The 26,008-nt window shown below is 62.4% G+C and carries 19 protein-coding genes and 1 tRNA gene; 12 read left to right on the plus strand and 8 right to left on the minus strand.

Features of this window, described 5'->3' with window-relative positions; all coding sequences use genetic code 11:
• Positions 1-85: 85 nt before the first annotated feature.
• Both GRI99_RS01400 and GRI99_RS01405 read right to left on the minus strand, forming a co-directional pair.
• Positions 86-3,400 (minus strand): DEAD/DEAH box helicase, encoded by a 3,315-nt coding sequence (locus GRI99_RS01400; protein ID WP_160770221.1) that lies wholly within the window; start codon positions 3,398-3,400, stop codon positions 86-88.
• 193 nt (positions 3,401-3,593) lie between these two features.
• Positions 3,594-4,943, minus strand: a complete 1,350-nt coding sequence (locus GRI99_RS01405; protein WP_160770222.1) for a phospholipase effector Tle1 domain-containing protein — start codon at positions 4,941-4,943, stop codon at positions 3,594-3,596.
• Between the two features lie 298 nt (positions 4,944-5,241).
• Here GRI99_RS01405 and GRI99_RS01410 point away from each other — a divergent pair, with 298 nt between their 5' ends.
• A complete protein-coding gene (locus GRI99_RS01410) occupies positions 5,242-8,244 on the plus strand; it encodes an N-6 DNA methylase (RefSeq protein ID WP_202392885.1) in 3,003 nt (1,000 codons plus the stop codon).
• A gap of 234 nt (positions 8,245-8,478) precedes the next feature.
• On the opposite strand, the gene GRI99_RS01415 is transcribed toward GRI99_RS01410, so the two are convergent.
• Positions 8,479-10,047 carry an ATP-binding protein gene (locus GRI99_RS01415; RefSeq protein WP_160770223.1) on the minus strand — a complete coding sequence of 523 codons (1,569 nt, stop codon included), beginning with the start codon at positions 10,045-10,047 and terminating at the stop codon, positions 8,479-8,481.
• Between the two features lie 93 nt (positions 10,048-10,140).
• Here GRI99_RS01415 and GRI99_RS18430 point away from each other — a divergent pair, with 93 nt between their 5' ends.
• The 5 genes from GRI99_RS18430 (at position 10,141) to GRI99_RS01440 (ending at position 16,036) form a co-directional block, all read left to right on the plus strand.
• Positions 10,141-12,414 (plus strand): AAA family ATPase, encoded by a 2,274-nt coding sequence (locus GRI99_RS18430; RefSeq protein ID WP_202392886.1) that lies wholly within the window; start codon positions 10,141-10,143, stop codon positions 12,412-12,414.
• A complete protein-coding gene (locus GRI99_RS01425) occupies positions 12,415-13,428 on the plus strand; it encodes an HNH endonuclease family protein (RefSeq protein ID WP_237438061.1) in 1,014 nt (337 codons plus the stop codon).
• A gap of 219 nt (positions 13,429-13,647) precedes the next feature.
• Positions 13,648-13,968 (plus strand): DUF3489 domain-containing protein, encoded by a 321-nt coding sequence (locus GRI99_RS01430; RefSeq protein ID WP_160770225.1) that lies wholly within the window; start codon positions 13,648-13,650, stop codon positions 13,966-13,968.
• The gene (locus GRI99_RS01435) at positions 13,965-14,402 is read left to right on the plus strand and encodes a DUF2924 domain-containing protein (protein ID WP_160770226.1); all 438 of its coding nucleotides are present in this window, start codon (positions 13,965-13,967) and stop codon (positions 14,400-14,402) included. Before GRI99_RS01430 ends, GRI99_RS01435 begins: the two co-directional genes overlap by 4 nt.
• Positions 14,399-16,036, plus strand: a complete 1,638-nt coding sequence (locus tag GRI99_RS01440; protein ID WP_160770227.1) for a recombinase family protein — start codon at positions 14,399-14,401, stop codon at positions 16,034-16,036. Before GRI99_RS01435 ends, GRI99_RS01440 begins: the two co-directional genes overlap by 4 nt.
• 202 nt (positions 16,037-16,238) lie before the next feature.
• Here the strand turns inward: GRI99_RS01440 and GRI99_RS01445 are convergent.
• Together GRI99_RS01445 and GRI99_RS01450 are read right to left on the minus strand one after the other, a co-directional pair.
• Positions 16,239-16,325: transfer RNA gene (locus tag GRI99_RS01445), tRNA-Leu, on the minus strand.
• Positions 16,326-16,418: 93 nt separating this feature from the next.
• A complete protein-coding gene (locus GRI99_RS01450) occupies positions 16,419-17,204 on the minus strand; it encodes a zinc-ribbon domain-containing protein (protein WP_160770228.1) in 786 nt (261 codons plus the stop codon).
• A gap of 156 nt (positions 17,205-17,360) precedes the next feature.
• Here GRI99_RS01450 and ftsE point away from each other — a divergent pair, with 156 nt between their 5' ends.
• The 6 genes from ftsE to dcd are packed head-to-tail and all read left to right on the plus strand — an operon-like array spanning position 17,361 to position 21,781.
• Positions 17,361-18,104 carry a cell division ATP-binding protein FtsE gene (gene ftsE / locus GRI99_RS01455; RefSeq protein ID WP_160770229.1) on the plus strand — a complete coding sequence of 248 codons (744 nt, stop codon included), beginning with the start codon at positions 17,361-17,363 and terminating at the stop codon, positions 18,102-18,104.
• Positions 18,101-19,000 carry a cell division protein FtsX gene (locus GRI99_RS01460; RefSeq protein WP_160770230.1) on the plus strand — a complete coding sequence of 300 codons (900 nt, stop codon included), beginning with the start codon at positions 18,101-18,103 and terminating at the stop codon, positions 18,998-19,000. Before ftsE ends, GRI99_RS01460 begins: the two co-directional genes overlap by 4 nt.
• A gap of 11 nt (positions 19,001-19,011) precedes the next feature.
• On the plus strand, positions 19,012-19,536 hold the full coding sequence (locus GRI99_RS01465; RefSeq protein WP_160770231.1) for a YdcF family protein: 525 nt from the start codon (positions 19,012-19,014) through the stop codon (positions 19,534-19,536).
• An 18-nt stretch (positions 19,537-19,554) separates the two neighbouring features.
• Complete coding sequence (locus GRI99_RS01470) at positions 19,555-20,235, plus strand: lysophospholipid acyltransferase family protein (protein WP_160770232.1); 681 nt, start codon at positions 19,555-19,557, stop codon at positions 20,233-20,235.
• Between the two features lie 40 nt (positions 20,236-20,275).
• Entirely contained in the window at positions 20,276-21,169 is an 894-nt protein-coding gene (locus tag GRI99_RS01475) for an MBL fold metallo-hydrolase (protein WP_160770233.1), read from the plus strand.
• Positions 21,170-21,226: 57 nt separating this feature from the next.
• On the plus strand, positions 21,227-21,781 hold the full coding sequence (gene dcd / locus GRI99_RS01480; protein ID WP_160770234.1) for a dCTP deaminase: 555 nt from the start codon (positions 21,227-21,229) through the stop codon (positions 21,779-21,781).
• Between the two features lie 8 nt (positions 21,782-21,789).
• Here dcd and GRI99_RS01485 read toward each other — a convergent pair whose 3' ends face one another.
• The 3 genes from GRI99_RS01485 to GRI99_RS01495 form a co-directional block, all read right to left on the minus strand.
• Positions 21,790-23,946, minus strand: a complete 2,157-nt coding sequence (locus tag GRI99_RS01485; protein ID WP_160770235.1) for a TonB-dependent receptor — start codon at positions 23,944-23,946, stop codon at positions 21,790-21,792.
• Positions 23,947-24,106: 160 nt separating this feature from the next.
• On the minus strand, positions 24,107-25,435 hold the full coding sequence (gene gltX, locus GRI99_RS01490) for a glutamate--tRNA ligase (RefSeq protein ID WP_160770236.1): 1,329 nt from the start codon (positions 25,433-25,435) through the stop codon (positions 24,107-24,109).
• Positions 25,436-25,486: 51 nt separating this feature from the next.
• Positions 25,487-26,002: a hypothetical protein gene (locus GRI99_RS01495; RefSeq protein WP_160770237.1), complete on the minus strand. Its 516-nt coding sequence runs from the start codon at positions 26,000-26,002 to the stop codon at positions 25,487-25,489.
• Positions 26,003-26,008: the final 6 nt, after the last annotated feature.

Here is a 26,008-nt window from a genome sequence, read left to right on the forward strand (position 1 = left end):
CTCCCGACCTTCCGCATAGCGCCTTCAAACCGGCCATTCAGAAGATCGGCAGGCGATCCTGGATCTTGCCGCTTACAGGCTGCTGTTAGGCGTCGCAAATGATCGTGACGTCGACGCCGATCGTTTCTTTCAGATAAGTCAGTGCTGCCGCGAGCACGGTGGATTGTTCCTTAGTGCGTTTCGACTGCGAAAGGCCGGGTTGTACGATCAATATCTCGCTTTGCATCGGCTTGAACCGGTTGAGTTTGACGAGCTTGTTGAGATCGGCCGGCGTGCCCGCAATGAACCGGCTTGATCTCCCGCCCTTCAGCCGTTCGTTACGCAACTTCAGATGCTGGCTCAGCTGCGGGAGTTTCGCGTTCCATTTAGCGCAGCGAATGGCCTGGCTGCTTACTTCGACAACATCCTTGACGCGCTCGCCGGCATTCTGGCCACCGGAATACTTGCAATGCACGAATGCGACTCGAATGATCTCGTCTTCCAGCTTCATGCAAACCAAATCGGCCGCCTCGCCGGCATCGTCGTCATCGAAGACAATATCGAACCCAGCCTCAACATATTGCTTAGCTACGTGCCATTGCACCGAATCCTGGCGACCCGCGCCGCCTTTCCAATAAGATTCCTTGGTTCGGTCCACGCCGCTCCAATCCCACGCCTCGAAGCGGTCCTCCGAGATCACCAAATCCTGCGGCGATTGCGGTGCGATATGGAGATTTCCGTCGAGATCGGTCAAATCGACGAGCCGAAAGATCGGAGGGTAGCTCGAAAAATATTCCTCCAGCGGGCAGGAGAGCTTACCGATCGTCACGCCGATCTTGAGCCCGCCGCTGGTCTGCGCGACGCGAAATCCCCGTGCGGCATCGACGGTAAAACGAAATTCACCGAGCCTGCCTGCAAGTGCCTCATCGATTGCGAAGTCAATCGCGTTCGCCGCCCTATCGACGTTGAGAAGTGTAAGCTCCGTTGTTGTCATACTGTGCTCGGCTGTAACGCCGGTGAAAACCACACGCTCTTCGGTTTGCCTAAGAATTTCGAACGGCCAGTCAATCGCCAGTATTTCTGCGGGCGGAAGCGTGACTATTTCGCTTGGGATCAGCACGTTATCGATGAGCTTCGACGTGTCGATGCTTCGATCCACAAGCTTCGCGCCGACGTGTTCGCACCAGTCGTTGAGCTGCGGAATGGGTACATAATCCCGCGACCAGATCCGGCCTTTTAGTGAGCATCCGATCAGAACCTGACGCCCCCCCTCCCAGCCCATTCCGCTCAAGTTGGCCTTTACCGAACTGCCCTTCTCGGTGAGGCCAAGCGCTGCGGCTACGTCAGCGCCGGTATACATCGCGTAAGATAGGTTGCGTCTTCCGTGCTTCTTCACCCCGACATTCTGGAATTGCAAGCGACTGATCCGCCCGAGACAGCGAAAGATCGTGTCGCCGTGGATGAGTTTCGTCGCGCCGACCGCTTGCGCCAAGCCTTCGAAGATCGAAGTCTTGTCGCTGGTCGAGAGGTAGAGCAGACCGTTCGCGTGATCATAGTGGAGCACGAAAATCGCCCATTCCAAATCTCGCACCGATTTAGATCGAGTCCATTTGATGTAGGGCTCGTTACGCGTCACGAAAAACAGCGTGTTCGACGACGAGTGCAGCCATACACGATAGGGAACATAACCCTTGGGTAGGCCGTCGATGAACCGCTTGGGCGCGAAAGCCTTAGCCTCATATGTTAGGGTGCTGAGTCCAGGTCGCAGCAGCTGGTGCGAGATTGCGGCGTCATCATCATCCGGTCCCTTATCGATACGCTGCGCTTCATCGAGAAACGCGACGAGGCGGGCATGAGCCTTTGCTGCCGCCGAGCTCATTTCACTTAAAAGCTCGTTCCAGTCGGCATCTTCGCTGTAAAGCCGCTCCAGCGCGATCGATACGTTTGGCTCGGCGATGTTGGCGATGACGCTCGCATCCCCTATCCTCTCGCCACTGCTGCGCGTGAAGCGCCCCGTGAACTGGAGCAACACGGCGAGACTCTTGTGGAGGTCGTGAATGGCTGCAACTTTGAGCTCGGGCAGGTCGAACCCTTCGCCGAGCATATTGACGCACACCGCGATCCGGTTTGTGCCGGCTCGCAAACTCTCGATACGCTTGGCGATGTCCGACTGCCGCGAGTGAACCAAGAGCGGGTTTAGGTCGGGTGCGAGTTTGCGATATACCTCGAAAACGGCACTCGCGCGTTCGATCGTCGAACAGCGTGCCATCATTAGATGGTTGAGCTTATTGTCGAGATCTTCACGCAGCTGAGCAAGGGCCGTCTCGGCGATGGCCAAATCGGCCTGTTCGGGGTTGGGTTCGTAAACGGGCTCGAAGGTGATGGGCTTAAAATAGCCATCCTGCTGCGCGCGCTTGAGCGGGTAATTATAGATGACCTGCCCGTCGACCAATTTGGTGTCCCGGCGGAACGGGGTTGCCGTGAACTGCAGGACCGGCTTACCGGCAAAGGCATCTCTGAACGCCGACCACGTATCGGCGCCGATGTGATGCGCTTCATCGACAATGAGCGCACCTACCCGCTGCGCGATCTCGGGCCCGAGCCTTTCAGCGCCCGGGCCTGCCAATGAACTCATGGTGCCAACGATCACGTTACATCGCTCAAATATCTCGAGATCGGATATCGATTTTGGAACCTTGGTGACAATGCCAACAATCGGATTTCCTGCGTCCTGCGCCAGCACGCCAAGCTTCCGCAGCAATCCAAGCGTGAGGAATTTTCTGACAGTCTGCGCGCGCAGTGCGTCCGACGGGACCACGACCAACAGAGGCTTCCGCACAAAGGCGGCCAGCACGGACAACATGGTTTCGGTCTTACCGGTGCCGGTCGGCATAACGATCGTCGCGGGCTGGCTGTACAAGCTCCAGTGCGCCCCGATCGCGTGCAGCGCGCCGATTTGCGGCGGCCGCAGGCCTTCATTGCCGGAATCGACCGAGCCGTCATCATTGGGGGACTCGGTGCGGAAGCGGAACATGCCGTCCCAGGCGGCAGCGGCGTAGGCAGCAAGCGCAGCGTCCCATCCATCCGCATTTCCTGCGCTTTCAAGTTCGTCAATCAGCCGGTGGCTCAGCCAGCTGAGCTTTCCTGAGCTATCGCGCAGAAGCAGTCCGTCGATGTCATCGGGCCGCGTGAGATTTCGTCGACGCACGATAGCGTAACGTTCGCCCTCCGGGTGCTTGTAGACGGGCGCAAATGTGCGTGGCGAAATCCTGATTTGGCCATCAGGGACGAGTGCGACTTCCGCGACGGGTCTAAGTTGCGCTCGGATTTGGCCGATGGCCATTTTGACCGGCCCATAGTTCAGGGCTGGAAGAGAGAAGACCTCTACCGCTGCTTCTTCGAAAAAATCGAATTGTGCCATGGAATTCGGCCAGCTCCCTTCGATTTATCTAACACTTCCCCGGTTGCGCCGCGTCTAATCCCTGACTTATGGATATTTCTATTCGCAACACCAAAATATTTACGTCTTAGATAAATTTTGCTAATTATAATACACCGAAAGCAGTCAGTCTACTATCGGCCCGATCGACCGCCGTTTAGCGACCGCAAGCGACTCAGCTAGAAATACTAAGTCGAGGAATTCGGACCTCTTGTCCGGGGAAGATCTCGTCCGCATCCGCAATGGTATCGAGATTGGCGTAGTAGATTTCCGACCACAGTTCGGCATCGCCATAGTGCTTCTTGGCGTAGGCACTCAGCGTGTCGCCAACTCGCACCTTTTCCGTAGCGATCAAATCAGTCGGCGGATCGAAAACCCAAGGACCCAGTGCGTCCAGCTCATCCCTCACGTTGTCGAGGGTCGCGGGACGATACAGCTCCCCTCCAAGCCTTTCCGCAGGAGTGCGCCATCGGCGGATCGCGCTATGCGAAAGCTGCCACATATGCTCGGGCCCTCCCCGGTCCTCTTTCAGTAATTGAGTGAAGCTCCAATCTGGATCGGCCTCATTCACCAAGGGAGCGAAGGGATCAGGGCGAAAACCGTGGATGCGCGTCCCGGCTGCGGTATCAAGATTAAGGCCGGCGCGCTTTGCACCAGCGAGCACCCACGCCAGCGCATCGTCCGACAGGCCGCGGATATCTCCGCCGCCACCTACCGCGCCATGCGTTCCGGGGAACCAACGCTCTTGGTAAGGGGCCTGAGGATCATCACTAGTGAAACCACGGTCAGAATTAAGCTGTTCGACATCGTCGAACAAGATCACCGGAAAGAACTCTCGCTGCTCGTCAATGGCGACGGCGTGCCGCGCGGAGTCGACGAAGGCGTCGAGCGACGGATCGTGATAGTCGTATTCGCGGTTGAACCAGTCGCTTCCAGGAATAACTTCAGGAATCCCCATCGCGCCGACCGTGTCCCAGGCACCTAGAAACTTGATCGTCATCACCGGCGATGCGCCCGCCTGATACCCGGGTTTGTTGGCACAGCGCCAATCCTCGTCGGATTGACCGATGCAGACCTTGTCGGAATACATCGCCCTAAAACGCCGCATAGCATCTGCGGAGCCATCCTTACCCTCGAGGCGATCCCGATAGAGTTTGATCGCCTCGTCGATCCGACCTGCGTGAAGGCGGTGCAAAGGGCCCACATGGCGTATGAAGCCGATGAACGTGCGAGCGCTGAACGCGCCGCGAGAGAAGCCGAAGACGTAGATCTCGTCTCCGGGATCATAATTGAACACCAGGAAGCGGTATGCCTCGCGCACATTATCCATGAGCCCGTGGCCGAACATGCCGCCGCGGAGCTCGTCGAGGTCACCAGTGCCGACACCCTCGTCATAGTGGATTACCTGGGGGACACCTTCGCGGTCAACCCTGCTAATGCTCGCGGCGGTTAGCACGACGTTGGTCGCCACATCGGGAAGCAACTTGTTCCAAGTGCCGTCGAAACAAAAAACAAGACGCTTCAATTTTGCCTCCCTTGCAAACCTTTCGGACGGAACGTTATGCGAACGAGTAGCTATCGTTGCAAGGCTCGGCACGGACTCCTCACCAAGATTCAGTCTGGTGAACACTCTGGCTGATGAATTTTTGGCTCAATAACAGACTGTCCGCTTTTCGAGCTGGACAGGCGCCGAGCAGAAAGACCGCTATCGGCCCACATCTTGCCGTCCGCGTGGTGCCAGACAAAGGGTACATAACGGTGTCTTCGCCCTGGTGACAAATGCGCCTTCATCGCTCTATGCAGAGGCGCAGGGAGGAGGACTCGTGATCGAAATCATAAAACGACTGATCGCCCGGGATTCCCCGCGCACCGAGGCCGAAATTCAGGCCGACATTCGGTCGCTCCTTCTTTCCACCCCGCTCCAACTGCACGACGGCGACCTCGAGAACGTTTTGCTCGAAGCGCAGGTTGGCGATCGCCGGCGTATCGACGTCGAAGTTGGCTCTGCCCTAATCGAAGTGAAGCGCGACCTTCGGCGAGGCGGGGTGAAGGAAGAAGCGCGCCAGCAGCTCGGCGGCTATGTCGAGGCACGTGCCGAAGCGTTCGGCCGGCGCTTCGTGGGCATCTTGAGTGATGGCGCTGAGTGGGTTTGTTACGATCTCCGCGAGGGCGAACTTCATGAGGTTACGACGATCACCGTCAAGTCGGTAGATCAAGCTGACGCGCTCATCGTGTGGCTCGAAGGTGTGCTCGCGACCGCCCGCGATATCACTCCGTCACCGCGCGAAATTGCGGCCAGGCTGGGCGCCAGAAGCAGCTCGCACGACCTTGATCGGGCGACCATTGCGTCGCTTTATGCCGCGAACCGGGACAATCCGTCGATCCGCATGAAACGCGGTCTCTGGTCACGCCTGCTCACTTCGACGCTGGGCACCCAATTCGAAGACACCGACGACCTTTTCGTCGAGCACACACTTTTGGTGAACTCGGCAGAAATCATCGCACATTCGCTGCTTGGCATTGACCCCGAAAGCATCGACCCGGCCGCGTTGCTTGCAGGCAATGTATTCGAAGAGAGCGGCATCTACGGAGTTGTAGAACAAGATTTTTTCGATTGGGTCGTCGAAGTCGAAGACGGCCCGCGATTTGTGCGGGCCTTGGCCCGACGGCTCGCTCGCTTCGATTGGGCCTCCGTCGACCAGGACGTACTAAAGGTACTCTATGAAAGCGTGATTGGCACTGACACGCGCAAGCGCTTGGGTGAATATTACACACCTGACTGGCTGGCGGAGCTAGTCGTCGACGCGGTCGCACCCGACGCGCTCGAAATGCGCCTGCTCGATCCGGCATGCGGATCGGGGACGTTCCTCTTCCATGCGGTGCGTCGCTTCGTTGTGGCATCGGAGGCAGCGGGCCGCACACTTGCGGAAACACTTCGCGCCGTGTCGCGGCACGTTCAAGGCATGGATTTGCACCCGGTCGCCGTCACCCTGGCGCGCGTCACTTATCTCCTGGCAATCGGCCGGGATCGCCTCACTGCAAACGGACGCGGCGCGCTCTTCATTCCAGTGTACCTGGGCGACTCCGTTCAATGGGACGACCAAGCGTCGAACCTTTGGAATGCGGAAAGCCTGGTTGTTCCCGTCGAAGATCAGGCGGAGCTATTCACTTCTGAGTTACGCTTCCCCGACATACTTCTCAACGACGCGGAAATGTTCGACGACCTGGTCGAAGCAATGGCTGATATGGCGGCCAGGCGGGATTCTGGGTCAAGGGTCCCGTCGCTCAATCCGTTGTTTCAGCGGCTCGGCGTGCCTGAGCAAGCCCAAGACGTAGTGCGTGCGACATTTAGGACAATGTGCGATCTTCAAGATGCCGGCCGAAATCACATTTGGAGTTACTACGTTCGTAACCTGGCGCGGCCGGTATGGCTCGCTCGAGCGGCGAACCGCGTTACGGCCCTGGTCGGTAACCCGCCCTGGCTCGCCTTCCGTCACATGCCCGAGAGGATGCAACAGACATTCCGCGAGATGAGCGAACAGCGTGGGCTTTGGGCCGGTGCGGAGGTCGCGACGCATCAAGACCTTTCGGCGCTATTTGTCGCGCGCGCGGTCGAGCTTTACCTCGCCCCAAGCGGCCAATTCGGCTTCGTCATGCCGAACGCCGTCGTCGATCGGGAACACTACGCCGGCTTTCGAACTGGGCACTATGCGTCACGCACTAGCAGCATTTCGATCGCCTTCAGGCCGTCCTGGGATTTGCGGAGAATTCGGCCGCACTTCTTCCCCCGGGGCTCGAGCGTCGTCTTTGGGCATCGAGCCGAAGTCGAACCGATCGAAATGCCGCTTGATGCGACGATCTTCTCCGGCCGGATTCCTCGAGGGCAGACTTCGATTTCCCAAGTCGAGCCGCACCTTGAGCGGCGCCCGGGCACGGTAACGATCGCGACGGGCGCGAACTCGCCATATCAGTCGCGGTTCCGCCAAGGTGCGATCTTCTCGCCGCGCGTATGTTTTTTCGTAGAGCGACGGGCGGCTGGCCCGCTGGGCGCAGTAGCCGGCCGAACGCCGATCATTTCGTCGCGGAGCGTAAACGAAAAGAAGCCCTGGAAAGAGCTGCCGTCGATCGAGGGCGTGGTCGAAGATGCCTTCCTCCGACCGATGTATTCCGGCGAGAGCCTCCTTCCCTATCGTGTCGCCGATCCGCTACTAGCCCTTGTGCCGGCCGTCGACGGCCGACTTCTCCGAACCGAAGAACAAATCGCGCTCTATCCTGGTCTCGCCGATTGGTGGCGTCGGGCGGAGGGCCTTTGGAACGATAATCGAAAAAGCGAAGGCCTTACCCTAATCGAACAATTGGATTGGGTCGGCAAAATGGCGGCGCAATTTCCGACACCACGGCTCCGCGTTATCTACAATTCTTCGGGCATGCACGTCGCGGCCGCCAAGCTCCGCGACCCCCGCGGAGTTCTAAATAACAAGCTTTACTGGTGCGCGGCGCGATCGGAGGAAGAGGCCGACTATCTTTGCGCGCTGCTTAATAGCCCGGTCACGACGGAGTTTGTGCGGCCGCTCATGTCCTACGGCAAAGACGAGCGTGACATTCACAAGCATGTTTGGAAGTTGCCCATCCCCGAGTTCGATCCGGCGAATCGCACATTAGCCCGGCTAGCGGAATTAGGTGCTCTCGCGGAGCAACTGGCCGGGCAGGTCGAGGTCGATCCCGACTTGCACTTCGCTACGTCTCGTCGGCGGATCCGCGAAAGATTGGTCGAAAACCCGGACGCCGCCGAAATCGACGACCTGGTATATGAGTTGCTGTCCTGATCTCGCGAGCACCGCCGACTAAGGGATTGTGGCTTTCCACTTGCCGAGCGCGGACTATCTAGAAGCGGCCCACCAGCTGAAGTTTCACCCGTCAAACCCCATCGCCAATATGAGGGGTAGTTATTGGCCCACGAGCGGACCATCGGCTTCTGGTGGCGGGAAAGCAGTAAGCTGAGGCTCGGCATCAACCGCGCTATGGACAGCCCTCGCCGATACAGGGTTGTTCGGCAAAAATCAGGCGTCGGTCTCAACCTTGAACAGCGTCTTGAGGACACCCTTAATCAGCCGCTCTGCGGAAGCCAACTCCTCATCACGCACTACCGGAGCCGTCGCGCCGTAAGTCAGCCGATCTATGTGACGACGAAGCGCCGCTATCTCAGCCCAACGCTCGGAAGATAAGGGGATGATCTTCTGCAACTTAGCGCTGGGAACCGGATCACGAAGCATCGTCCGGAGCTGCGCATTGGAGAAACTCTCCTCGCATTCGTTGACCAGCCACGCCTTGAAAGTACCGGTCAGCGTGACTTCCAACAAGTTCAGGGCCAGCCAATTCGCATGGTCGAGCGGTTGCTTGGCAACGCCGACGGCAGCCACGACGCCTTCGTACAAGCCGACGACCCACGGCTTGCGCTTCGCGATCTTCTGGTTGGTCTTGGCGACACGCTCCGGAAGCCTTAGCCTGGAGGCAGGCGCATCGGGCAGAAATGAGCGATTTGCCTCGATGGCTTCGCTGATCGGGAGTTCGGTGATGGTGCCCTGCTGGTGAGCAAATACCTTTTCCGGCCAAGACCCCATCCAGATCCTAGAAATGCGAGCGTAGTCGCTCACCACATTCACCAGCCATTTGTGCAGGGCAAGAAAGGTGTGATGGTTGGTGCTGATCTCGGATTTACTACTGTTCCACGGCATCTCGCCGGCATCGCCCTTTATCGAGACGATGACCTTGGTAAGCGAAATTTTCGGGTGGGGTAGGCCGGCGAGTCCCTTAGCAAATCCAACGTCGATACTTTTCATCGCGGGCGCGACGAGACGGTCGTTGCAGTAGAAATAGACCCCGTACTCGCCTGAAGCTGGGCTCGACTCGTTGCTGAGACCCGCCAGGACCTCGAGGGCAACTTCCCGTCCCAGCGGCGTGCGGAGGTTGCCGGAATAGCGGCGAGGTCCGTAGTCAGGAGGGTAGGACCACTGATCGAAAAAGCGCGGTTCAATCGGCTCGCCATTCAAACTGAGTACGACGTTGGGCATCACGAGGAACTTGGCATAGGTTGCGCTAAGATGACTGCGCAGCAATCTCTCAGCCTCAACGTCGATAGCTACGCGCAGCCTGGCAAGTTCGACCCGTGTGGTTCCTTCCGAAGCTTCTGCAACCTGGAACAGCGGAAGCTCCCAGTCTTCGTCATCAAGCCAGCCATCGTCGAATTCGACCTGATACGTATCCGACTTGGGAATCCGCGTAATAATGCGGATATCCTTGGCGAGCGCAACGACTGCACGCTTGGTTCCTACCCCGAATATGCCAATCGTATCGTCCGTGGAATCCGAACCCGACTGGCCGGGACCTACGATGAACGTCAGGTCGTCTCGTGCCACCCCTCCGGCATTGTCCGAGACGACGATGCGGTTCTCTTCGCGATCTAGGGCAACCTCGACCGTGATGGGCACGGTGCGTCCGTTACGCGTCCACATGTCGAAGGCATTGTCGATCAATTCGCAGATGGATTTATTCAAATCATAGTCTGCAATGATGGACAGAAAGAGCCGCTTCGACGGTACGGCGTTGAGTTTTCCAACCTGCTTCTTCATCGTGCCCTCCCGGCTCCCAATCTAAGGCGGGATCATCGGGGGCCAAGCACAATATTCGGAACTTGCTTGGCAAGAGAAAGTCTGGGGAGGACAATGCAGTATTTCGATCGATCCAAGGTTCCGCCGCCCCAGTCATTTCGCGGCGAAGCAGCGCGATCAGAGCGGCACAAGCTGCTCGACCTGTTTGGTCAGTCCTCAGATCGCAGGTCGCAGCTGAGTCTCGACAGCGAGTTAGGCTTTGGAGAGGACACGCTGCGGGCTCTTGAGCAGCTGTTCAGCGGGAAGTGTGCGTTCTGCGAAGCGAAGCGCCCGGTGAATATCCATCATTTCCGACCGTCCGAAGAAGCAGAGCCTTTTGAAAAATCCGAGTTCGCTCATCTCTATTACACTTGGCTCCGCACCGATTGGAATAACACCTATGCGGCTTGTGAAACTTGCGCGGTAAACGCGGGCCGGCAATTTCCGGTTCGAAACGGTCGGCGGGGCGCCCTTCCCGAATTCCAAGAGCTAGAGCACTTCGCGAATGAGAACTACGGTGTGTGGCGCTGGCCACATAAAGATATTGGCTGGCTGCTGGATCCTTGCGCGACGCGATCCTTCACGACACATCTCGGGTTCGACCTCAGAGGTGGCATACAACCGCAATCTCGTGCTGGCGCCGAGACGATCGCAGTCTTTCGTCTCGACCGGGATGAGCTCAAAGTATCTCGAGCTCAGGCTTTCGAAGACTATCTGTACGTTCTGCGCGATGACAAGCGTACGAGTGGGGTGTCAGAGGCTTTCGACTTCGGCGCACTGCAATACGGCGGAGCCTGGTTTCTCCTGCTACGCCGATTGACTGCGCGGATCGCGCAGCGGCTCGAAATCGAGCTACCTTTAGAGCGCACTCGGCTATCGGCCGCATGGGACCGAATTCTTGCGACACAGATCGGGAAGGCCGCATTTGATGCGTCTCTCGCCGACATAAGCCACCCGATTTCGAAGCCGGCTCGACCGGCCGTTCGCCGCACGCGCGTTAAATCGAGGCTGGCGGCCGTAAGGCTTAAAAACTTCAAGGCGCTTGAGTCGCTCGAGCTGCTCATTCCCAAGCCAATTGCGCCGGATGCCGCCGCCGGTCTTGAAAGCGAGGCTTCGGCTCTGCTTATCCTCGGTGAAAATGCCGCAGGCAAAAGCTCGATCCTCGAGGCTCTGGCATTGGCGCTGTGCGACACGACCATCCGACAACGACTGGGCAAAGCGCCAAGCAGCTTTGTGCTGAGCCCTGACATGATGGGCCGCCTTGGCGCACCCGGCCCTCAGCACGCCACGGTCACTCTCGATCTCCACGACGAAGCGCCATTTACCTTGTCGATCGGGGACCAGTTTGAAGGTTCGGATAATAGAGCACTGCCACCAGTCTTCGCTTACGGCGCATTTCGCCAATATGCGTCCGACACCGCGCCGACGCGCAAGTTCGGCAAAGTCGGCACGCTGTTCAAATCGACGATGATCTTGCCCAATCCGGAAGCGTGGTTGCTCAGCCTTGGCGACGCCGAATTCGCGATGGTCGCGCGTGCGCTGCGGCGTCTTTTCACGATCGAGGGTGAGTTTAACGTTATCCTTCCCGACCGCGCCAATTCGCGGTGCCTGGTCGTCACAAAAGTTGGGTCGGGCGATGACGCCGAGGAGGTTCGCACCCCGTTAGCAGTGGTTTCTTCGGGCTTCCGGTCAGTTCTCGCTATGGTTTGCGACATTTTCCAGGGCTTGCTGCGCGACAAAGATGTGCGTGAGCGCGGGTTTGGCAGCGCCGATGCCATCATTTTGATCGACGAGATCGAAGCTCATCTCCATCCCCGCTGGAAAATGCAGATCATGACGGCGTTTCGCCGGGTCTTCCCGCAAGCAACGATCATAGCGACCACGCACGATCCCTTATGTCTTCGGGGAATGCACGACCGTGAAGTGCTCGTGCTCAGCCGCGCACGCCGCGAGGCGGTGGGGCCGGATCAGGTTCCTGTAGTGGTTGAAACGCTCGCCGAACTTCCGAATGTGGAGAATTTGACCGTAGAGCAGCTGCTCACTTCGGACTTCTTTGCGATGTTTAGCACGGACTCTCCCGACGCAGAGCGTAAGCTCGCTGAGCTGGGAAATTTGCTCGCAAAGCGCGCGGCAGGGGGGCAACTGACGGGAGATGAAGATCGCGCGTTAAACCTGCTCGAGCGCGAAGTGATGGATTCACTCCCCTTGGGGTCCTCCGAGGTGCAACGATTGGTGCAAGCGGCCGTGGCGGAATATTTGCAGCGACGGCGCGGCGCGTCGGCGGCGCAACTTGTGCGTCTGCATGGGGCAGCGCGCGACCGCATCATCAATGCTCTCGAGGGCTTCTAAATGCGAGCGGTAAACCGCGGCACGAAGCCGGCCCCTTCCGCCTTGAGCGTCCTGTCGGGTAATCCGAAGCGAACGGAATTGGATGCGGCACGAGCGCACATGACAGAGGAATTAGCGCTTGACACCAAGCGGTCGGCGTTCCCGTTCAAGGCGTACAAGGCCGACGAAGTCAAACGACGCTTGGAAGAGCTATTTCACGGCAAATGTGCTTACTGCGAAACCTTCTATGCCTCGCAAGCGCCGGTTGATGTTGAGCACTACAGGCCGAAGGGTGCCGTCGAGGGAGCCCCCGACCATCCAGGCTATTGGTGGCTAGGCATGGAGTGGTCCAATCTGTTGCCAAGCTGTCTCGACTGCAATCGCCGTCGAAAGCAGCGCGCGCCTGATGGCATCGGCGACCTAAACGTCCTCTACAAAGCGACCCAATCGGGTAAGAAAGATAGCTTTCCGGTTGCGGGCGTGCGCGCTGATAGTGAGAATGCGGAATTGGCGGCCGAGCATGCACTTCTTCTCGATCCGACGCGAGACGATCCGTCTGCACATCTGACCTACTGGCTTGGCAACGATGCCGCCGGGGGCCTTATTCTGCCGAAGCGCGTGGATGATTCGCCATCCAATCCTATCGAGCTGGCAGCAGTCGGAACTCCAGCAGCGATTGCGGCGGAGGCTGAGCACTCCAACCTAAGTGTCCGCGGCGCTGTATCGATACAGGTTTACGGTCTCAATCGCATGCGGCTGGTTCAAGATCGTGCCCGACTGATTCAGCGAATGCGCTTTCTGGAGATTCTAGCCATCAACCTCGGCGATATCGCAAACACGCTTGAACAAGCCGGGCTCGTTGATGAACCCGTCGTCAGCGACGCCATCCGCAGTTTAAAATTGCTTCAGGGAAACATTCTGTCGGAGATGCGGGGGTTAGCGGCTCCCGATATGCCGTATTCGACGCTTGCGGCCGCCTACCTCGCCGATTTCAAGGCGCGTCTTTCGCCACCCGTAGCGCCTGAATATCCCTAGCCCGATCTCAAGGCCGTTCCCTTACAGCCAGGGGGGGGAAGGCCTGCGCCTAAGTTGTCCGGGCAGGCCACATTCCATTGGACTTCCCTGTCGCCCCAAGCATTGGTGCTGTCACTGACTGCCGGCCCCGCCAGATGGCCGCCGCCCTGACCGACGCGATCGGCGGGGCCTTGCGTGGTGGGAGCGGCGAAGGTCGCCGCTCCGCACCGGAGACCACCCATGACCGATTTAATTGATACCTCGAAGCCGGCGAAGCGCGTGCGGCGTATGGCGCGCGAGCCAAAGCAAGCTGCCGAGATGCACGCGATTGCCGAACCGGCTGTCGCAAACGCAATCAAGACCTCCAGCAAGGCCAACCAGGTCCTCCAGTTGCTGATGCGGCCCGAGGGCGCAACGATTGCCCAGATGGTGACTGCGACAGGTTGGCTGCCGCATACGACACGTGCGGCTTTGACTGGCTTGAAAAAGAAGGGTCACGTGGTGACGAGCGAAAAGATAACCGGCGAAGAGCGGGTCTACCGCGCGGCAGCGGCAGAATGACCGAGCGGAGCTACATCACCCTCGAACGGCTGGCAGCGATGCCGCTGGGCGAGCTGAAGGCGGAGTGGACGCGGCGCTATGACGCACCCGCACCCAACTTATCGTCCGAACTGCTACGATTGGGTCTTGGCTACAAGATGCAGGAGCAGCGGCTAGGAGGGGTGAACCGCTCCACCCGGACCTTGCTGCGCCAAGTGGTTACCCAAGGAGAAAGAGGTGGGCCTGGCAGGCCCCTGCCGCGCAAACTTACCCCCGGCACCCGCCTGGTCCGCGATTGGCACGGGGTTGGCCACACCGTGGTCGTGCTGGAAGATGGCTTCGAGTTCGATGGCAAGCACTGGAAGTCGCTTACAGCCATCGCCAAGGCAATCACTGGCAACCACTGGAACGGCCCGCTATTCTTCGGCCTGACCAAGCGAGGTAAGAAGCCATGAGGACGCTGCGCTGCGCGGTCTACACTCGCAAGTCGACCGAGGATGGTCTGGAGCAAGAGTTCAACAGCCTCGACGCCCAGCGCGAGGCCTGCGAGGCTTACATCCTCAGCCAACGCCACGAGGGCTGGACACTGGTGCCCGATCGGTACGACGATGGCGGGTACTCGGGCGGCAATATAGAACGCCCTGGCCTCAAGGCCCTGCTTGCTGGCATCGATGCCGGACTGGTCGATGTCATCGTGGTCTACAAGGTCGACCGGCTGACCCGCAGCCTCGCAGACTTTGCCAAGATCGTCGAGCGGCTTGATGCGAAACAGGCCAGCTTCGTGTCGGTGACGCAAGCATTCAACACCACAACCAGTATGGGACGCCTCACCCTCAACGTGCTGCTCTCGTTCGCCCAGTTCGAGCGCGAGGTCACCGGCGAACGCATCCGCGACAAGATCGCGGCGTCCAAGAGGAAGGGCCTGTGGATGGGCGGGCCAGTTCCGCTCGGCTACCAGGTAATCGAGCGCAAGCTGTTGCCCGTGCCCGAGGAGGCCGAGCGGGTGCGCACAATCATGCAACACTACCTTGAAGTTCGGAATGTTCCCGCGCTGATCGAGATCCTGCGCGCCAAGGGCATGGTCACCAAGATCCAGCAGCGGGTCAGCGGCCCACATCGCGGAGGCATCCCATTCGCCCGAGGCAGCCTTTTCCACCTGCTCAAGAACCCGGTCTATCGCGGCAAGATCGTCCACAAGGGCAAGGTCTATGATGGTGAACACGAGGCCATCGTTGACCAGGGCCTGTGGGATGCAGTTCAGGCGCAGCTTGCTGCCAAGGCGCCGCCGAGGAAGCGACATAACAACGAACCACAGCAGGCCATGCTGCGCGGCCTCGTTACCGATCCGCAGGGTCGACCAATGGTGCCGACCTACGGCTCGAGCAAGACCAAGCGCTATGCCTATTACGAGACCCGCAAAGATCTTGCCCGACCTGGCGACGCCCCGGGCATCCGGTTCCAACGCGGTCAGTTTGAACGGCACCTGATTGTGCATCTCACCGCACTGCTCGAAGATGAGCACGCCCTGCGTCATCTCACTGCCTTCGAGGAAGCAGGGCACTTGCGAACCTTGTTTGCCACTGGTCGATTGCTCGCCAGTCAGCTCGCGCTTCAATCCATGCGCGAAGCTGCGCTCAGAAGTCTCGTCGTTTCCCTTGAGGTTCAATCTGAACGGATCGATGTTGTGCTCAACGCCGAGGCGCTGGCCAGTGCAGCCAGCGGCCTGCTCAACTGGAGCATCCCCCTACCTGCACGCCGACCTTTCCGCGAAGTCCGACTTCGGATCGACAGTGATGCAAATGCTAACCACGCATCAGGTGACCTGCTAGGCCTGATCGCCGAGGCCATGACTGCCCAGCGGCTTGTCCTCGCCTCGCCCGCAATATGCCTGGCCCAACTGGCCAAGCGCGAGGGTCGCTGTCGCACCCAACTCACACGACTGCTTCGCCTGTCATGGCTCAGCCCGCGCATCGTCGATGCCATCTTCGATGGCTCCCAGCCCATCGGGCTGACCCGCCGCGCCCTGCTGCTTTGTGACCTGCCCATTGCCTGGGCCGACCAGGAGCGCCAGTTCGGCATCGCCGCCTAGGCGACCAAACAATCCGGCAAATCGAGGTGAAGCCGGGTTCTCGCGGACAGAGAATCCGGCATTCTTCTGGCCCGAATGTTGGCTTCGGAAAGCGTCTCTGGCTTCACCGTGATTCCGAACGCCCGCGAAACCCCGCAGTACTGCGCCATTTCCCGGGCGCAGGTCGCCCGAGGGCGAATGTGGGTTCCCTAGGCTGACTGTCTGGTGCGGTCGAGAAGACTCGAACTTCCACGGGCTTTCGCCCACAACGACCTCAACGTTGCGCGTCTACCAGTTCCGCCACGACCGCACATCGCAAAGGGCGGACAGTGCAGCCCCCGGCAGGTAGGAGCGGGCCACTAGCAACAACGCCCCTGCCCTGCAAGCGCGCTGATGCCATGGATTACTGTTGCTTCCAGCCGAACTCGGCCATCCGGGCGGCGCGCGGCACCTGGTCTGTGAAGACCTGGTTGACGTTGAGGCTTTCGCCCGGGCCCAGGCTGGCCTTTGCGGGCATGATTTCCTTGCTCCACACGTTGCGCCCGCGCGCATCGCGCAGCACCACCAGGATCGGCGGCACGGTGTGCGCCGTGCTGCCGATATTGGTGATCGTGCCGTTCACCTCGAAGATCTCGATCCCGGCGATCTGCCGCTTGGCCTGCTGGTCGATCGGGAAATCGAGCTGCAGGTCCGGCTCGGCCACGGCGAAATCGGGGCGCGAGACGGGCACCCAGTCGGGCAGGCCCCAATAGGATACGGCGAAGACGATGCCGCTGGCGAACAGGGCAAAGATCACCGCGGCATAGGTCCACACCTTCAGCCAGTTGCGCCGCGGGCGGAACGGCGGGCCGGCGTCGAAGGCTGAAGGTCCGTCATCGTCCTGTGGCGGCGGCACCCGCAGGCTCGCGCGCGGCGGCATGGCCGGCAGGTCCGGCTCTGCCTGAGCGTCGGCTACCGGTGCAGGCGGCGGCGGAGGAGGAGGAGGAGGGGGCGGCGGCGGCGGGGGCGGGGGCGCGGCAACCGGCGCGGGCACCGGTTCTGCCACAACCGGCGCTTCCTCTGCCAGCGTCGGCCCGTCCTGGAACCACGAATGGCGGCACTTGGCGCAGCGCACGGTGCGGCCTTCGGCTCCGATGGCGCTATCGGGCACTGCATATCGCGTGGCGCAGGCAGGGCACTGGATTATCATGTTCTTGTGGCCGACCCTACGCGGCGCGCCGCCATGCAACAAGCTGTGGAGCAAGCGCGATGCGTCGGTCCGTGGCTTTTTTCCACATCGAACAACGGCTATAGCCCCGCGCATGATCACCGCTCCCTGCCCGCATCAAGACGCCGACGCCGCGGCATGAGCAGCGACGCCAGCGCAGCGGCGGACGGCATCGTCCGGTTCGACAACGTGGGCCTGCGCTATGGCTCGGACCGCGAGGTGCTGAGCGACGTGTCATTCACGCTTTATCCCGGCAGCTTCTATTTCCTGACCGGGGCCAGCGGCGCGGGGAAAACCAGCCTGCTCAAGCTGCTCTATCTGGCGCAGCGGCCCAGCCGGGGCATCATCAGCATGTTCGGCAACGACGTGATCACCACGCCGCGCGCGCGCCTGCCGGAATTCCGCCGCCGCATCGGCACCGTGTTCCAGGATTTCCGCCTGGTGCCGCACCTGTCCGCCTTCGACAACGTGGCCCTGCCGCTGCGCATCGCCGGACTGGTGGGTGAGGAGGAAATCCGCACCCACGTGCACGACATGCTGGAATGGGTGGGGCTGGACCACCGGGCCGAGGCACGGCCGGAAACCCTCTCCGGCGGGGAGCAGCAACGCGTGGCCATTGCCCGCGCGGTGATCGCCCGGCCCGAAATCCTGGTAGCGGACGAGCCGACCGGCAACGTCGACCCGGACATGGCCCTGCGGCTGCTGCGCCTGTTCGAATCGCTCAACCGGCTGGGCACCACGGTGGTGGTGGCCACGCACGACGTGCACCTGCTGAGGAAAGTGCCCGAATCGCTGATCATGCGGCTGGACAAGGGGCGCCTGGCCGATCCCACCGGCGCGCTGCGCTATCCCCCGCGTCGCACCGTGGTGCCCGCCCAATGAACAGGTCCCGCACCCTGGGGGCCGCCGCCGCGCGCATCCTGCCGCAGGCGCGGATGGGCGGCCCCATGCCGTGGGTGATCGCCATCATGATCGCCCTCACCGTGATCGCGGTCGCCGCCGGTCTGGCTCTGGCCAACCTGGCGGCCAATGCCCGGGCCGAGATTGCCGGCGGGGTTACGGTGCAGGTGGTGGAAGCGATCCCCGCCGCACGCGACCGGCAGGCGGAAAGCGCCCTGGCCGTGCTGGGCAATCGCGATGACGTGGCTAGCGTGCGCCGCGTCGGCGATGCCGAACTGGCCGCCCTGCTGGAGCCCTGGCTGGGCGAAGGCGCGGGCGCATCGGGCGCGATCCCCACCCCGGCCCTGATCGACGTGCGCCTGCGTGGCGAGGTGACCACGCAGCGCCTTGCCTCGCTGCGCGCGGCGCTGGCCCCGGTTGCCCCGTCGGCGCGGGTCGACGCCCAGGCCGGCTGGCTGGGGCCGGTGTTCGATACCATCGCCTCGCTCCGCCTGCTGGCGTTGGGGCTGGTGCTGCTGCTGGCTGCCACCAGTGCGGCGGCGGTGTGGCTGGCGGCAAGAAGCGCGCTGGGCGCGAACCGCGATACGATCGAGGTGATCCACCACTTGGGCGGCACCGACGGGCAGATCGCCGGCATGTTCCAGCGCTCGATCGCACTCGATGCCGTTTCGGGCGGGCTGGCCGGCCTGCTGGCGGGGCTGGCCGCGATCATGCTGCTGGGCCGGCAGTTTTCCGCGCTCGGCTCGGGCCTGGTTGCCGGTGGCGGGCTGGGTGTGACCGACTGGCTGCTGATCGTGGCCGTGCCCGTGGTGGGCGTACTGCTGGCCACCCTGACCGCGCGACTGACCGTGCTGGCGGCGCTGAAGCGCATCCTGTAGGGGCGGGCAGGATGATCAACCGCCTCCTCTCGCTGCTGGTGATTGCCTGGGCGCTGGGCTTCGTGTGGTTTGCCGTGGCCCTGCCGCAGCCGGCGGGGGACGAGCATACCGATGCCATCGTGGTCCCCACTGGTGCCGAAGGGCGCATTCCCCACGGCCTGGCGCTGCTGCGCGCCGGCCGGGCCGAGCGGATGCTGGTGACCGGCGTGGACATCGAGGTGCGCCCGGCGGAATTCATGGCGGAATACGGGGTGGAGCGGCAGCTTATGGACTGCTGCATCACGCTGGGCTTCTCCGCCCTCGACACCCGCGGCAATGCCCGCGAAACGGCCGACTGGATGGCGCAGAACCGCTTCACCTCCCTGCGGCTGGTGACGAGCGACTGGCACATGCGGCGCACCGCCGTGGAGCTGGCCAGCCGCCTGCCCGCCACTGTCACGGTGCTGCGCGATGCCGTGCCCACCCAGCCCAGCTTCATCACGCTGGTGCGCGAATACCACAAGCTGCTGGCGGCCTGGCTGCTGAGCCTGGTCTGACGAGAGTACCCTTTCCCCATGTCCGTGATCCGCAGCCTGCTGTTCTACATCGCCTTCTACGGCGGCACCGTGTTCTGGGTGCTGGGGGCGGTGATCTCGGCCTATGTCGCGCCGCGCGCGATGCGCTGGTTCTGTGACATGTGGTCGGCCTGGCACACCTGGTGCGTGCGTCATATCCTGGGGATCGACATCCGCATCACCGGCACGCGGCCCGCTGCCCAGGCCTTCTATGCCATCAAGCACGAGAGCTTCTTCGAGGCGATCGCCATGCCCTGGCTGTTCGATTTCCCGTCCACTTTCGCCAAGCAGGAACTGGCGGACCTGCCGCTGTGGGGCCATGCCAGCGCAGTCTATGGCAATATCCACGTGGCGCGAGACCAGGGGGCGGCAGCGCTGCGCCAGATGATGAAGGCCGTCCGCCCGGTGCTGGCGGCGGGGCGGCCGATCGTGATCTTCCCCGAAGGCACCCGCGTACCCCACGGCACCCGGCCGGAACTGCAGGCGGGTTTTGCCGCGCTCTACAAGCTGCTTGGCTTGCCGGTGGTGCCGGTGGCGGTCAACAGCGGGCCGCTGTACCATCGCCGATGGAAGCAGCGCGGCACGATCACCATCCATTTCGGCGAACCGATTCCCCCCGGCCTGCCCCGTGCGGAGATCGAGGCGCGTGTCCATCAGGCTATCAATTGCCTCAACGCCTGAGGGCCGATAGTCTCTGCCGTTATAATCGGGAGAGAGACAGATGCAGCCGATCACGCTGGGGCGGATGAGGATCCACAAGGTCCACGAGATGGACTCGCCCACGCCGATGAGCATGAACCTGCCCGGCGTGACCGCGCTGGACCTGGAGCGGCTGCGGCGCTGGTACGATCCGGGCGACGACGAGATCACGCTGGACCCGGACACCGCGCAGATGACCTTCTCGGTCCATTCCTTCATTATCGAGGTGGACGGGCAGACTATCCTGATCGACACCTGCGACGGCAATCACAAGGACCGGCTGGTGCCGCCGGTGCACCAGCTCAACACCGACTATCTCGGCAACCTCAGGCGGGCCGGGTTCGAGCGGGGCGATATCGACCTGGTGATGTGCACCCACCTGCACTTCGACCACATCGGCTGGAACACCATGCTGGACAATGGCCGCTGGGTGCCCACCTTCCCCAACGCAAAGTATCACTTCGGCCGGCGCGACTATGCCTACTTTCAAAGCGAGCCGGCGGGCGAGGAAGTGCACCACGCCAGCTTCCTCGATTCGATCGTGCCGGTGATGGAGGCGGGCCAGGGAATCATCGTGGACGAGGACCACGTGGCCCATCGCGAAATCGGCAATGGCGTGTGGCTGGAACCGGCCTTCGGCCACTCTCCCGGCTGCTGCACCATCCACGGGCGGGCGGAAGGGCCGGAAGCGATCTTCTGGGGCGACGTGATCCACCACCCGGTGCAGATGATCCGCCCCGACCTGCCGTTCGCCTTCGATGCCGATCCGGTGATGGCCAGTCAGACCCGCCAGCGGGTGATGCGAAAGGCGGCCGAGGAAGACCTGCTGTGCTTTCCCGCCCACTTCCGCAAGACCAGCGCCGGCAAGGTGCTGCGCGACGGGGACGCCTATCGCTACGAATGGGTGGCGGAGTAGGGGATAAACCGCCAGCGCGCTTGCCGCGCCGCCGCCAATCGGGAATCCCCTGCAGCCATGGCAATTCTTTCCGACAAGTGGATTCGCGAGCAGGCACTGAACAAGGGGATGATCGAACCCTTCGTGGAAGCCCAGCGGCGCGACGGGTGCATTTCCTATGGCCTGTCGAGCTATGGCTATGACGCGCGGGTCGCACCGGAGTTCAAGATCTTCACCAACGTCAATTCGGCGGTGGTCGATCCCAAGAATTTCGATGGTGCCAGCCTGGTCGATCGCGAGACCGACGTTTGCATCATCCCGCCAAACTCCTTCGCGCTGGCGCGCACGGTGGAATACTTCCGCATTCCTGATGACGTGCTGGTGATCTGCCTGGGCAAGAGCACCTATGCCCGCTGCGGGATCATCGTCAACGTAACCCCGCTGGAACCGGGCTGGGAAGGCCACGTGACGCTGGAGTTTTCCAACACCACGCCGCTGCCGGCCAAGATCTACGCCAATGAAGGCGCGTGCCAGTTCCTGTTCCTGCAGGGGAACGAACGGCCCGAGGTGACCTATGCCGACCGCGCCGGCAAATACATGGGCCAGCGCGGGGTCACCCTGCCCAGGCTCTAGAGGTTACTCTAGAAGCTGGCACGCGCGGTCAGCTTCACATTGCGCCCGGCCATGGGCACGAATTCCTTGGTGAAGCTGGCGTGGTTGCGCGCCTCCACATCGAACACGTTGTCGGCCTGCAGCAGCAGGGTCACGTTGTCCGACCCTTCGAGCGGGTGCCAGCCGAGTGACAGGTTGACCATCGTATAGTCATCGGTCGGCGTCTCGAACTGCGCCACGCGGTTCTGCGCACTGGCCCATTGCACTTCTGCCCGGGCATCGAAGTGGCCCATGCTGGCTTCCAGCGCGGCGGCCAGGCTGAGCGGGGGGATGCGCGGCACGGGATCGCCGTTGGCGAGCGTTGCCCGCACATAGTCGCCGCGCACATCGGCGGTCAGGCGGAACGCATCGCTGTCCACCAGCGGCACGCTGATCTCGCCTTCAAGGCCGAACTGGTCGGCATCCTGCTGGCGGAACTGGAACACGGGCAGGCCGTCTTCCTCGGCCGCGGTTTCGGCCAGGTAGATGAAGCCGCTGAACCAGTTGCGGTAGACGCTGGCGGTCAGGGTAAAGTCACCCAGGTTGCCGCGCAGGTACCCTTCCGCACCCCACGATCGTTCGGTGCCCAGGGTGGCGCTGCCCACCTCGTACTGCTGGGTGGCGATATGCGGCCCATCGGCAAACAGTTCCTGCGCAGTGGGGGCGCGCTCGGCATGGCTGAGGTTGAAGCCCAGCCGCAGGTCGTCGCTGCTGGTCTGTACCAGGCCATAGGACGCGCCGACCGCGCCCGACACGGTATCGAAAGTCCGCTTCACCCCCACCGAGCGGGTGGCATCCACCGCCACGTGCTCGTAACGGCCGCCGAACTCGATCTCGATGGGAGCGAGGTCGATCTCCTGCAGCGCGAACACCGCCACGTTGTCGGTGCTGTTGCTGGGCACTAAGGCCTCGTCTCCAAGAGCAGAGAAATTGGTGTGGCTGGCCTGGGCACCCAGCGAACCCCGCCAGTTGCCCCTTAGCGACTGGACCAGTTCCAGCCGCCCTTCATACCCTTCCACGTCGAACACGGTGCCGGTCTCGTCACCCTCGAACTCAGTGTGGGTATAGTCGGACACGCCGCCGCGCACCTGCACCTCGTCGAAGAAGCCGTCACCCAGGTCCACCACGACGCGCAGGTCCACGCGATAACGCTTCATGCCGATGGATACAGCCTCGTCGCCGTGGCCGCCCTCTTCCTCCTCGTGCTCCTCGCCATCCTCGTGCTCGGCCTCATGCACGTGTCCCACGCCGGGCAGGCCGGGGATGCCGTAGGCAGTATCGTAGTAGTCGAACGACATGCCGAAGCTATTGCCGCCGGAGAAGGCGGCGATGCCAGCGCCGAAGGTCTTGGTCTCGGTCCACGAATTGGGCAGGCGACCGGACACGTTGGCGCCCTCGATCAGTTCTTCCGCTTCCTCGTCATGGCCTTCCTCGGCTTCTTCCTCGGCGGCAGCCAGCAGTTGTGCCCGCAGGGCCGGGCTGGCGGCGAAACCAGGGATGCGCAGGTCATCGGTGTTGCGGTACGAACCGTCGATGTGGAAAGCCACGTTGCCGGACAGCGGCACGTCGACCGACAGGCCCCCCTCCGCCAGGTTGCTGGCCGAATCCACCGCAGCCAGCGCGTCCACGTGCACCGCCTCGTCGGGAACGGAGGGCGGGATGCGCTTGGTGATCACGTTCACCGCGCCGCCGATGGCCTGGCTGCCGTAAAGCAGCACGGCCGGGCCGCGCAGCACCTCGATGCGGCTGGCGATCAGCGGGTCGATGGACACGGCATGGTCGTCGCTGGTGCTGGAGGCATCGATTGCCCCCACCCCGTCGGTCAGCACGCGCACCCGCTCGCCGCCGAAGCCGCGCAGCACGGGGCGCGAGACGCCGGGGGCAAAGCCGCTGGAGGTGACGCCCGGCAGGTCGGCCAGCACCTCGCCGATCTGGCCCGCCTGGTTGCGCAGCAGTTCCTCGCCATCGAGTACCGAGGTGCCGGCCACCACATCCAGCCGCTCGATGCCGGCGGCGGTGACCACGATGTAATCATCAGCATCGTGCAGGTCGTCGGCGCTGGTGGCCGGGCTCGCGCCGCTTTGGGCCTGCACCATGGAGGGCAGCAGGGCGGTGGCAGCAAGCAGCGAGCGCGAGAAGCAGTGCATGGCGGGTCCGTTATACAGATGGTGCGGGTGCGACTATGTTATGTAATTACATATCGCGCTTGCCTATGGCCATGCTGCGCCGCACAAGCAAGGGGGTTTTTATCGCCATCGACGAACAGACGGCACGCGGCGACGAACCGCTGCCGCGCGGGGGGAAGGCTCAGCCGGCGGCGCGCTGCAGGCGCGCGCGGGCTTCGTCCGCACCGATGAGCGGCAAGAGGGCCGCCATTTCGGGGCCATGCTCGCGCCCCGTCAGCGCCAGCCGCAGCGGCATGAACAAGGGCTTGCCCTTGCGCCCGGTGCTTGCCTTGAGGCGGGTGGTGAGCGCAGACCAGTCTGTCCCCGCCTCGGCAATCGCAGCCGCCGCCTGTGCCAGATAAGCCCGATCATCGGCCTCCAGCGACGGCACGGACACCGGCCCGGTAACCACCTGCCACCAGTCCGCCGCGTCAGTGAGCACGGACAGGTTGGGCCGCAGGGCCAGCCAGGCGGCCTCGTCCATGCCTGCCGGCAGGCTTTCCGCCACGCGGGCAAACGGCAACTGGTGAATGATCGCGCTGTTCAGCCGCGCCAGTTCCTCGTCGTCGAAGCGCGCCGGAGCCCGGCCGAACGTGCCGAGGTCGAAGCCTGCCACCAGCGCATCGCGATCCGCCACGGGCTCCACCGGCTGCGAAGTGCCCAACCGCGCCAGCAGCGCCACCAGCGCTTCGGGCTCGATGCCCTGTTCGCGGAAGGCCGCGCAGCCCAGCGATCCCAGGCGCTTCGACAGCTTCCCTTCGCTGCCCACCAGCAGCGCCTCGTGCGCGAAAGCCGGTGGGGTGGCGCCCAGCGCGGTGAACATCTGGATCTGCGTGGCGGTGTTGGACACGTGGTCCTCGCCGCGCAGCACCTGGGTCACGCCCATGGCCACGTCATCGATCACGCTGGGGAGCATATAGAGCCACGAGCCATCGGCGCGCCGGACCACGGGGTCGCTCATCGTGGCGGGGTCGAACTTCTGCGGCCCGCGCACGCCATCCACCCAGGCGATCGGTTCCTCGCGGTCAAGCAGGAAACGCCAGTGCGGCTGTTCGCCTGCGGCAAGTTTCGCGCCCTTTTCCGCTTCGGTAAGGGCCAGCGCGGCACGGTCATAGATCGGCGGCAGGCCGCGGCCCAGCGCCACCTTGCGCTTCAGATCCAGTTCCTGCGCCGTCTCCCAGCACGGATAGACGCGGCCCGCCGCTTCCAGCCGATCGAACGCCTCCTGGTAGATCGCCAGCCGAACGGATTGGCGCTCCTCCCCGTCGGGGTTGAGTCCCAGCCAGGCGAGATCGGCACGGATGCCGTCCACGTATTCCTCGCGGCTGCGCTCGGCATCGGTATCGTCGATCCGCAGCAGGAAGCGCCCGCCCGCCTTCTTCGCCAGCATCCAGTTGTGCAGCGCTGTGCGGATGTTGCCCACGTGCAGGTTGCCGGTGGGCGACGGGGCGAAGCGGGTGACGGTGGCCATGGGCCAGCGCTATAGCGCAAGCGGCCCCCGCTGCCAGTCCCCTGCCGCCACCTACAGACCCCGGGCGGCGGCAGACTGGTGCAACAGCGCCGCCATGTGTGCGGCATGGGTGTAAAGTCCATCGTGCCGGTCGGCGCGGATGAAGCCGCACAGCAGATCGCCGAAGCCTTCGCGGTCCCCCGCGAGCGCCAGTTCGGCCATGCCCACCAGCGTCTGCTCGTCCGGGCTGAGGCCGATGCAGCAGGGGCGCAGCACCAGCACCCGCTCCGGCCAGCATGTCCCTGCGCGGTCGGCAAACGCCAGGAAAGCACGGGTCGTCTCCAGGCATCCGAAGTGGCGGGCAAGTTCCACCATCGGATCGCGCCCCGCCCTGCCGGACACCGCCAGCAGGCGAAATGCGGCGAGAGTGGCCTGGCCGGTGAAGCCCAGTGCGCTGCGGCGCGGCGATTCGCGCAGGGCATCGATCACCGCCTGGCGGGCCGTTTGTGGCAGGGGGTGGCAGGGGCGGCCAGAAGGACGATTGGACGGGCTGGCTGGATTGGTCATGGGCACCTTCTTGCGAATCATTCGCAT

The sequence above is a fragment of the Alteraurantiacibacter buctensis genome (genome assembly GCF_009827655.1).
GTDB lineage: Bacteria > Pseudomonadota > Alphaproteobacteria > Sphingomonadales > Sphingomonadaceae > Alteraurantiacibacter > Alteraurantiacibacter buctensis.

What these genes read in the sequence shown, in the direction of transcription:
- GRI99_RS01400 (WP_160770221.1), bottom strand. Translation starts at nt 3,400, where the DNA reads ATGGCACAATTCGATTTTTTCGAAGAAGCAGCGGTAGAGGTCTTCTCT.
- GRI99_RS01415 (WP_160770223.1), bottom strand. Translation starts at nt 10,047, where the DNA reads ATGAAGAAGCAGGTTGGAAAACTCAACGCCGTACCGTCGAAGCGGCTC.
- GRI99_RS18430 (WP_202392886.1), top strand. Translation starts at nt 10,141, where the DNA reads ATGCAGTATTTCGATCGATCCAAGGTTCCGCCGCCCCAGTCATTTCGC.
- GRI99_RS01425 (WP_237438061.1), top strand. Translation starts at nt 12,415, where the DNA reads ATGCGAGCGGTAAACCGCGGCACGAAGCCGGCCCCTTCCGCCTTGAGC.
- GRI99_RS01430 (WP_160770225.1), top strand. Translation starts at nt 13,648, where the DNA reads ATGACCGATTTAATTGATACCTCGAAGCCGGCGAAGCGCGTGCGGCGT.
- GRI99_RS01435 (WP_160770226.1), top strand. Translation starts at nt 13,965, where the DNA reads ATGACCGAGCGGAGCTACATCACCCTCGAACGGCTGGCAGCGATGCCG.
- GRI99_RS01440 (WP_160770227.1), top strand. Translation starts at nt 14,399, where the DNA reads ATGAGGACGCTGCGCTGCGCGGTCTACACTCGCAAGTCGACCGAGGAT.
- GRI99_RS01450 (WP_160770228.1), bottom strand. Translation starts at nt 17,204, where the DNA reads ATGATAATCCAGTGCCCTGCCTGCGCCACGCGATATGCAGTGCCCGAT.
- ftsE (WP_160770229.1), top strand. Translation starts at nt 17,361, where the DNA reads ATGAGCAGCGACGCCAGCGCAGCGGCGGACGGCATCGTCCGGTTCGAC.
- GRI99_RS01460 (WP_160770230.1), top strand. Translation starts at nt 18,101, where the DNA reads ATGAACAGGTCCCGCACCCTGGGGGCCGCCGCCGCGCGCATCCTGCCG.
- GRI99_RS01465 (WP_160770231.1), top strand. Translation starts at nt 19,012, where the DNA reads ATGATCAACCGCCTCCTCTCGCTGCTGGTGATTGCCTGGGCGCTGGGC.
- GRI99_RS01470 (WP_160770232.1), top strand. Translation starts at nt 19,555, where the DNA reads ATGTCCGTGATCCGCAGCCTGCTGTTCTACATCGCCTTCTACGGCGGC.
- GRI99_RS01475 (WP_160770233.1), top strand. Translation starts at nt 20,276, where the DNA reads ATGCAGCCGATCACGCTGGGGCGGATGAGGATCCACAAGGTCCACGAG.
- dcd (WP_160770234.1), top strand. Translation starts at nt 21,227, where the DNA reads ATGGCAATTCTTTCCGACAAGTGGATTCGCGAGCAGGCACTGAACAAG.
- GRI99_RS01485 (WP_160770235.1), bottom strand. Translation starts at nt 23,946, where the DNA reads ATGCACTGCTTCTCGCGCTCGCTGCTTGCTGCCACCGCCCTGCTGCCC.
- gltX (WP_160770236.1), bottom strand. Translation starts at nt 25,435, where the DNA reads ATGGCCACCGTCACCCGCTTCGCCCCGTCGCCCACCGGCAACCTGCAC.
- GRI99_RS01495 (WP_160770237.1), bottom strand. Translation starts at nt 26,002, where the DNA reads ATGATTCGCAAGAAGGTGCCCATGACCAATCCAGCCAGCCCGTCCAAT.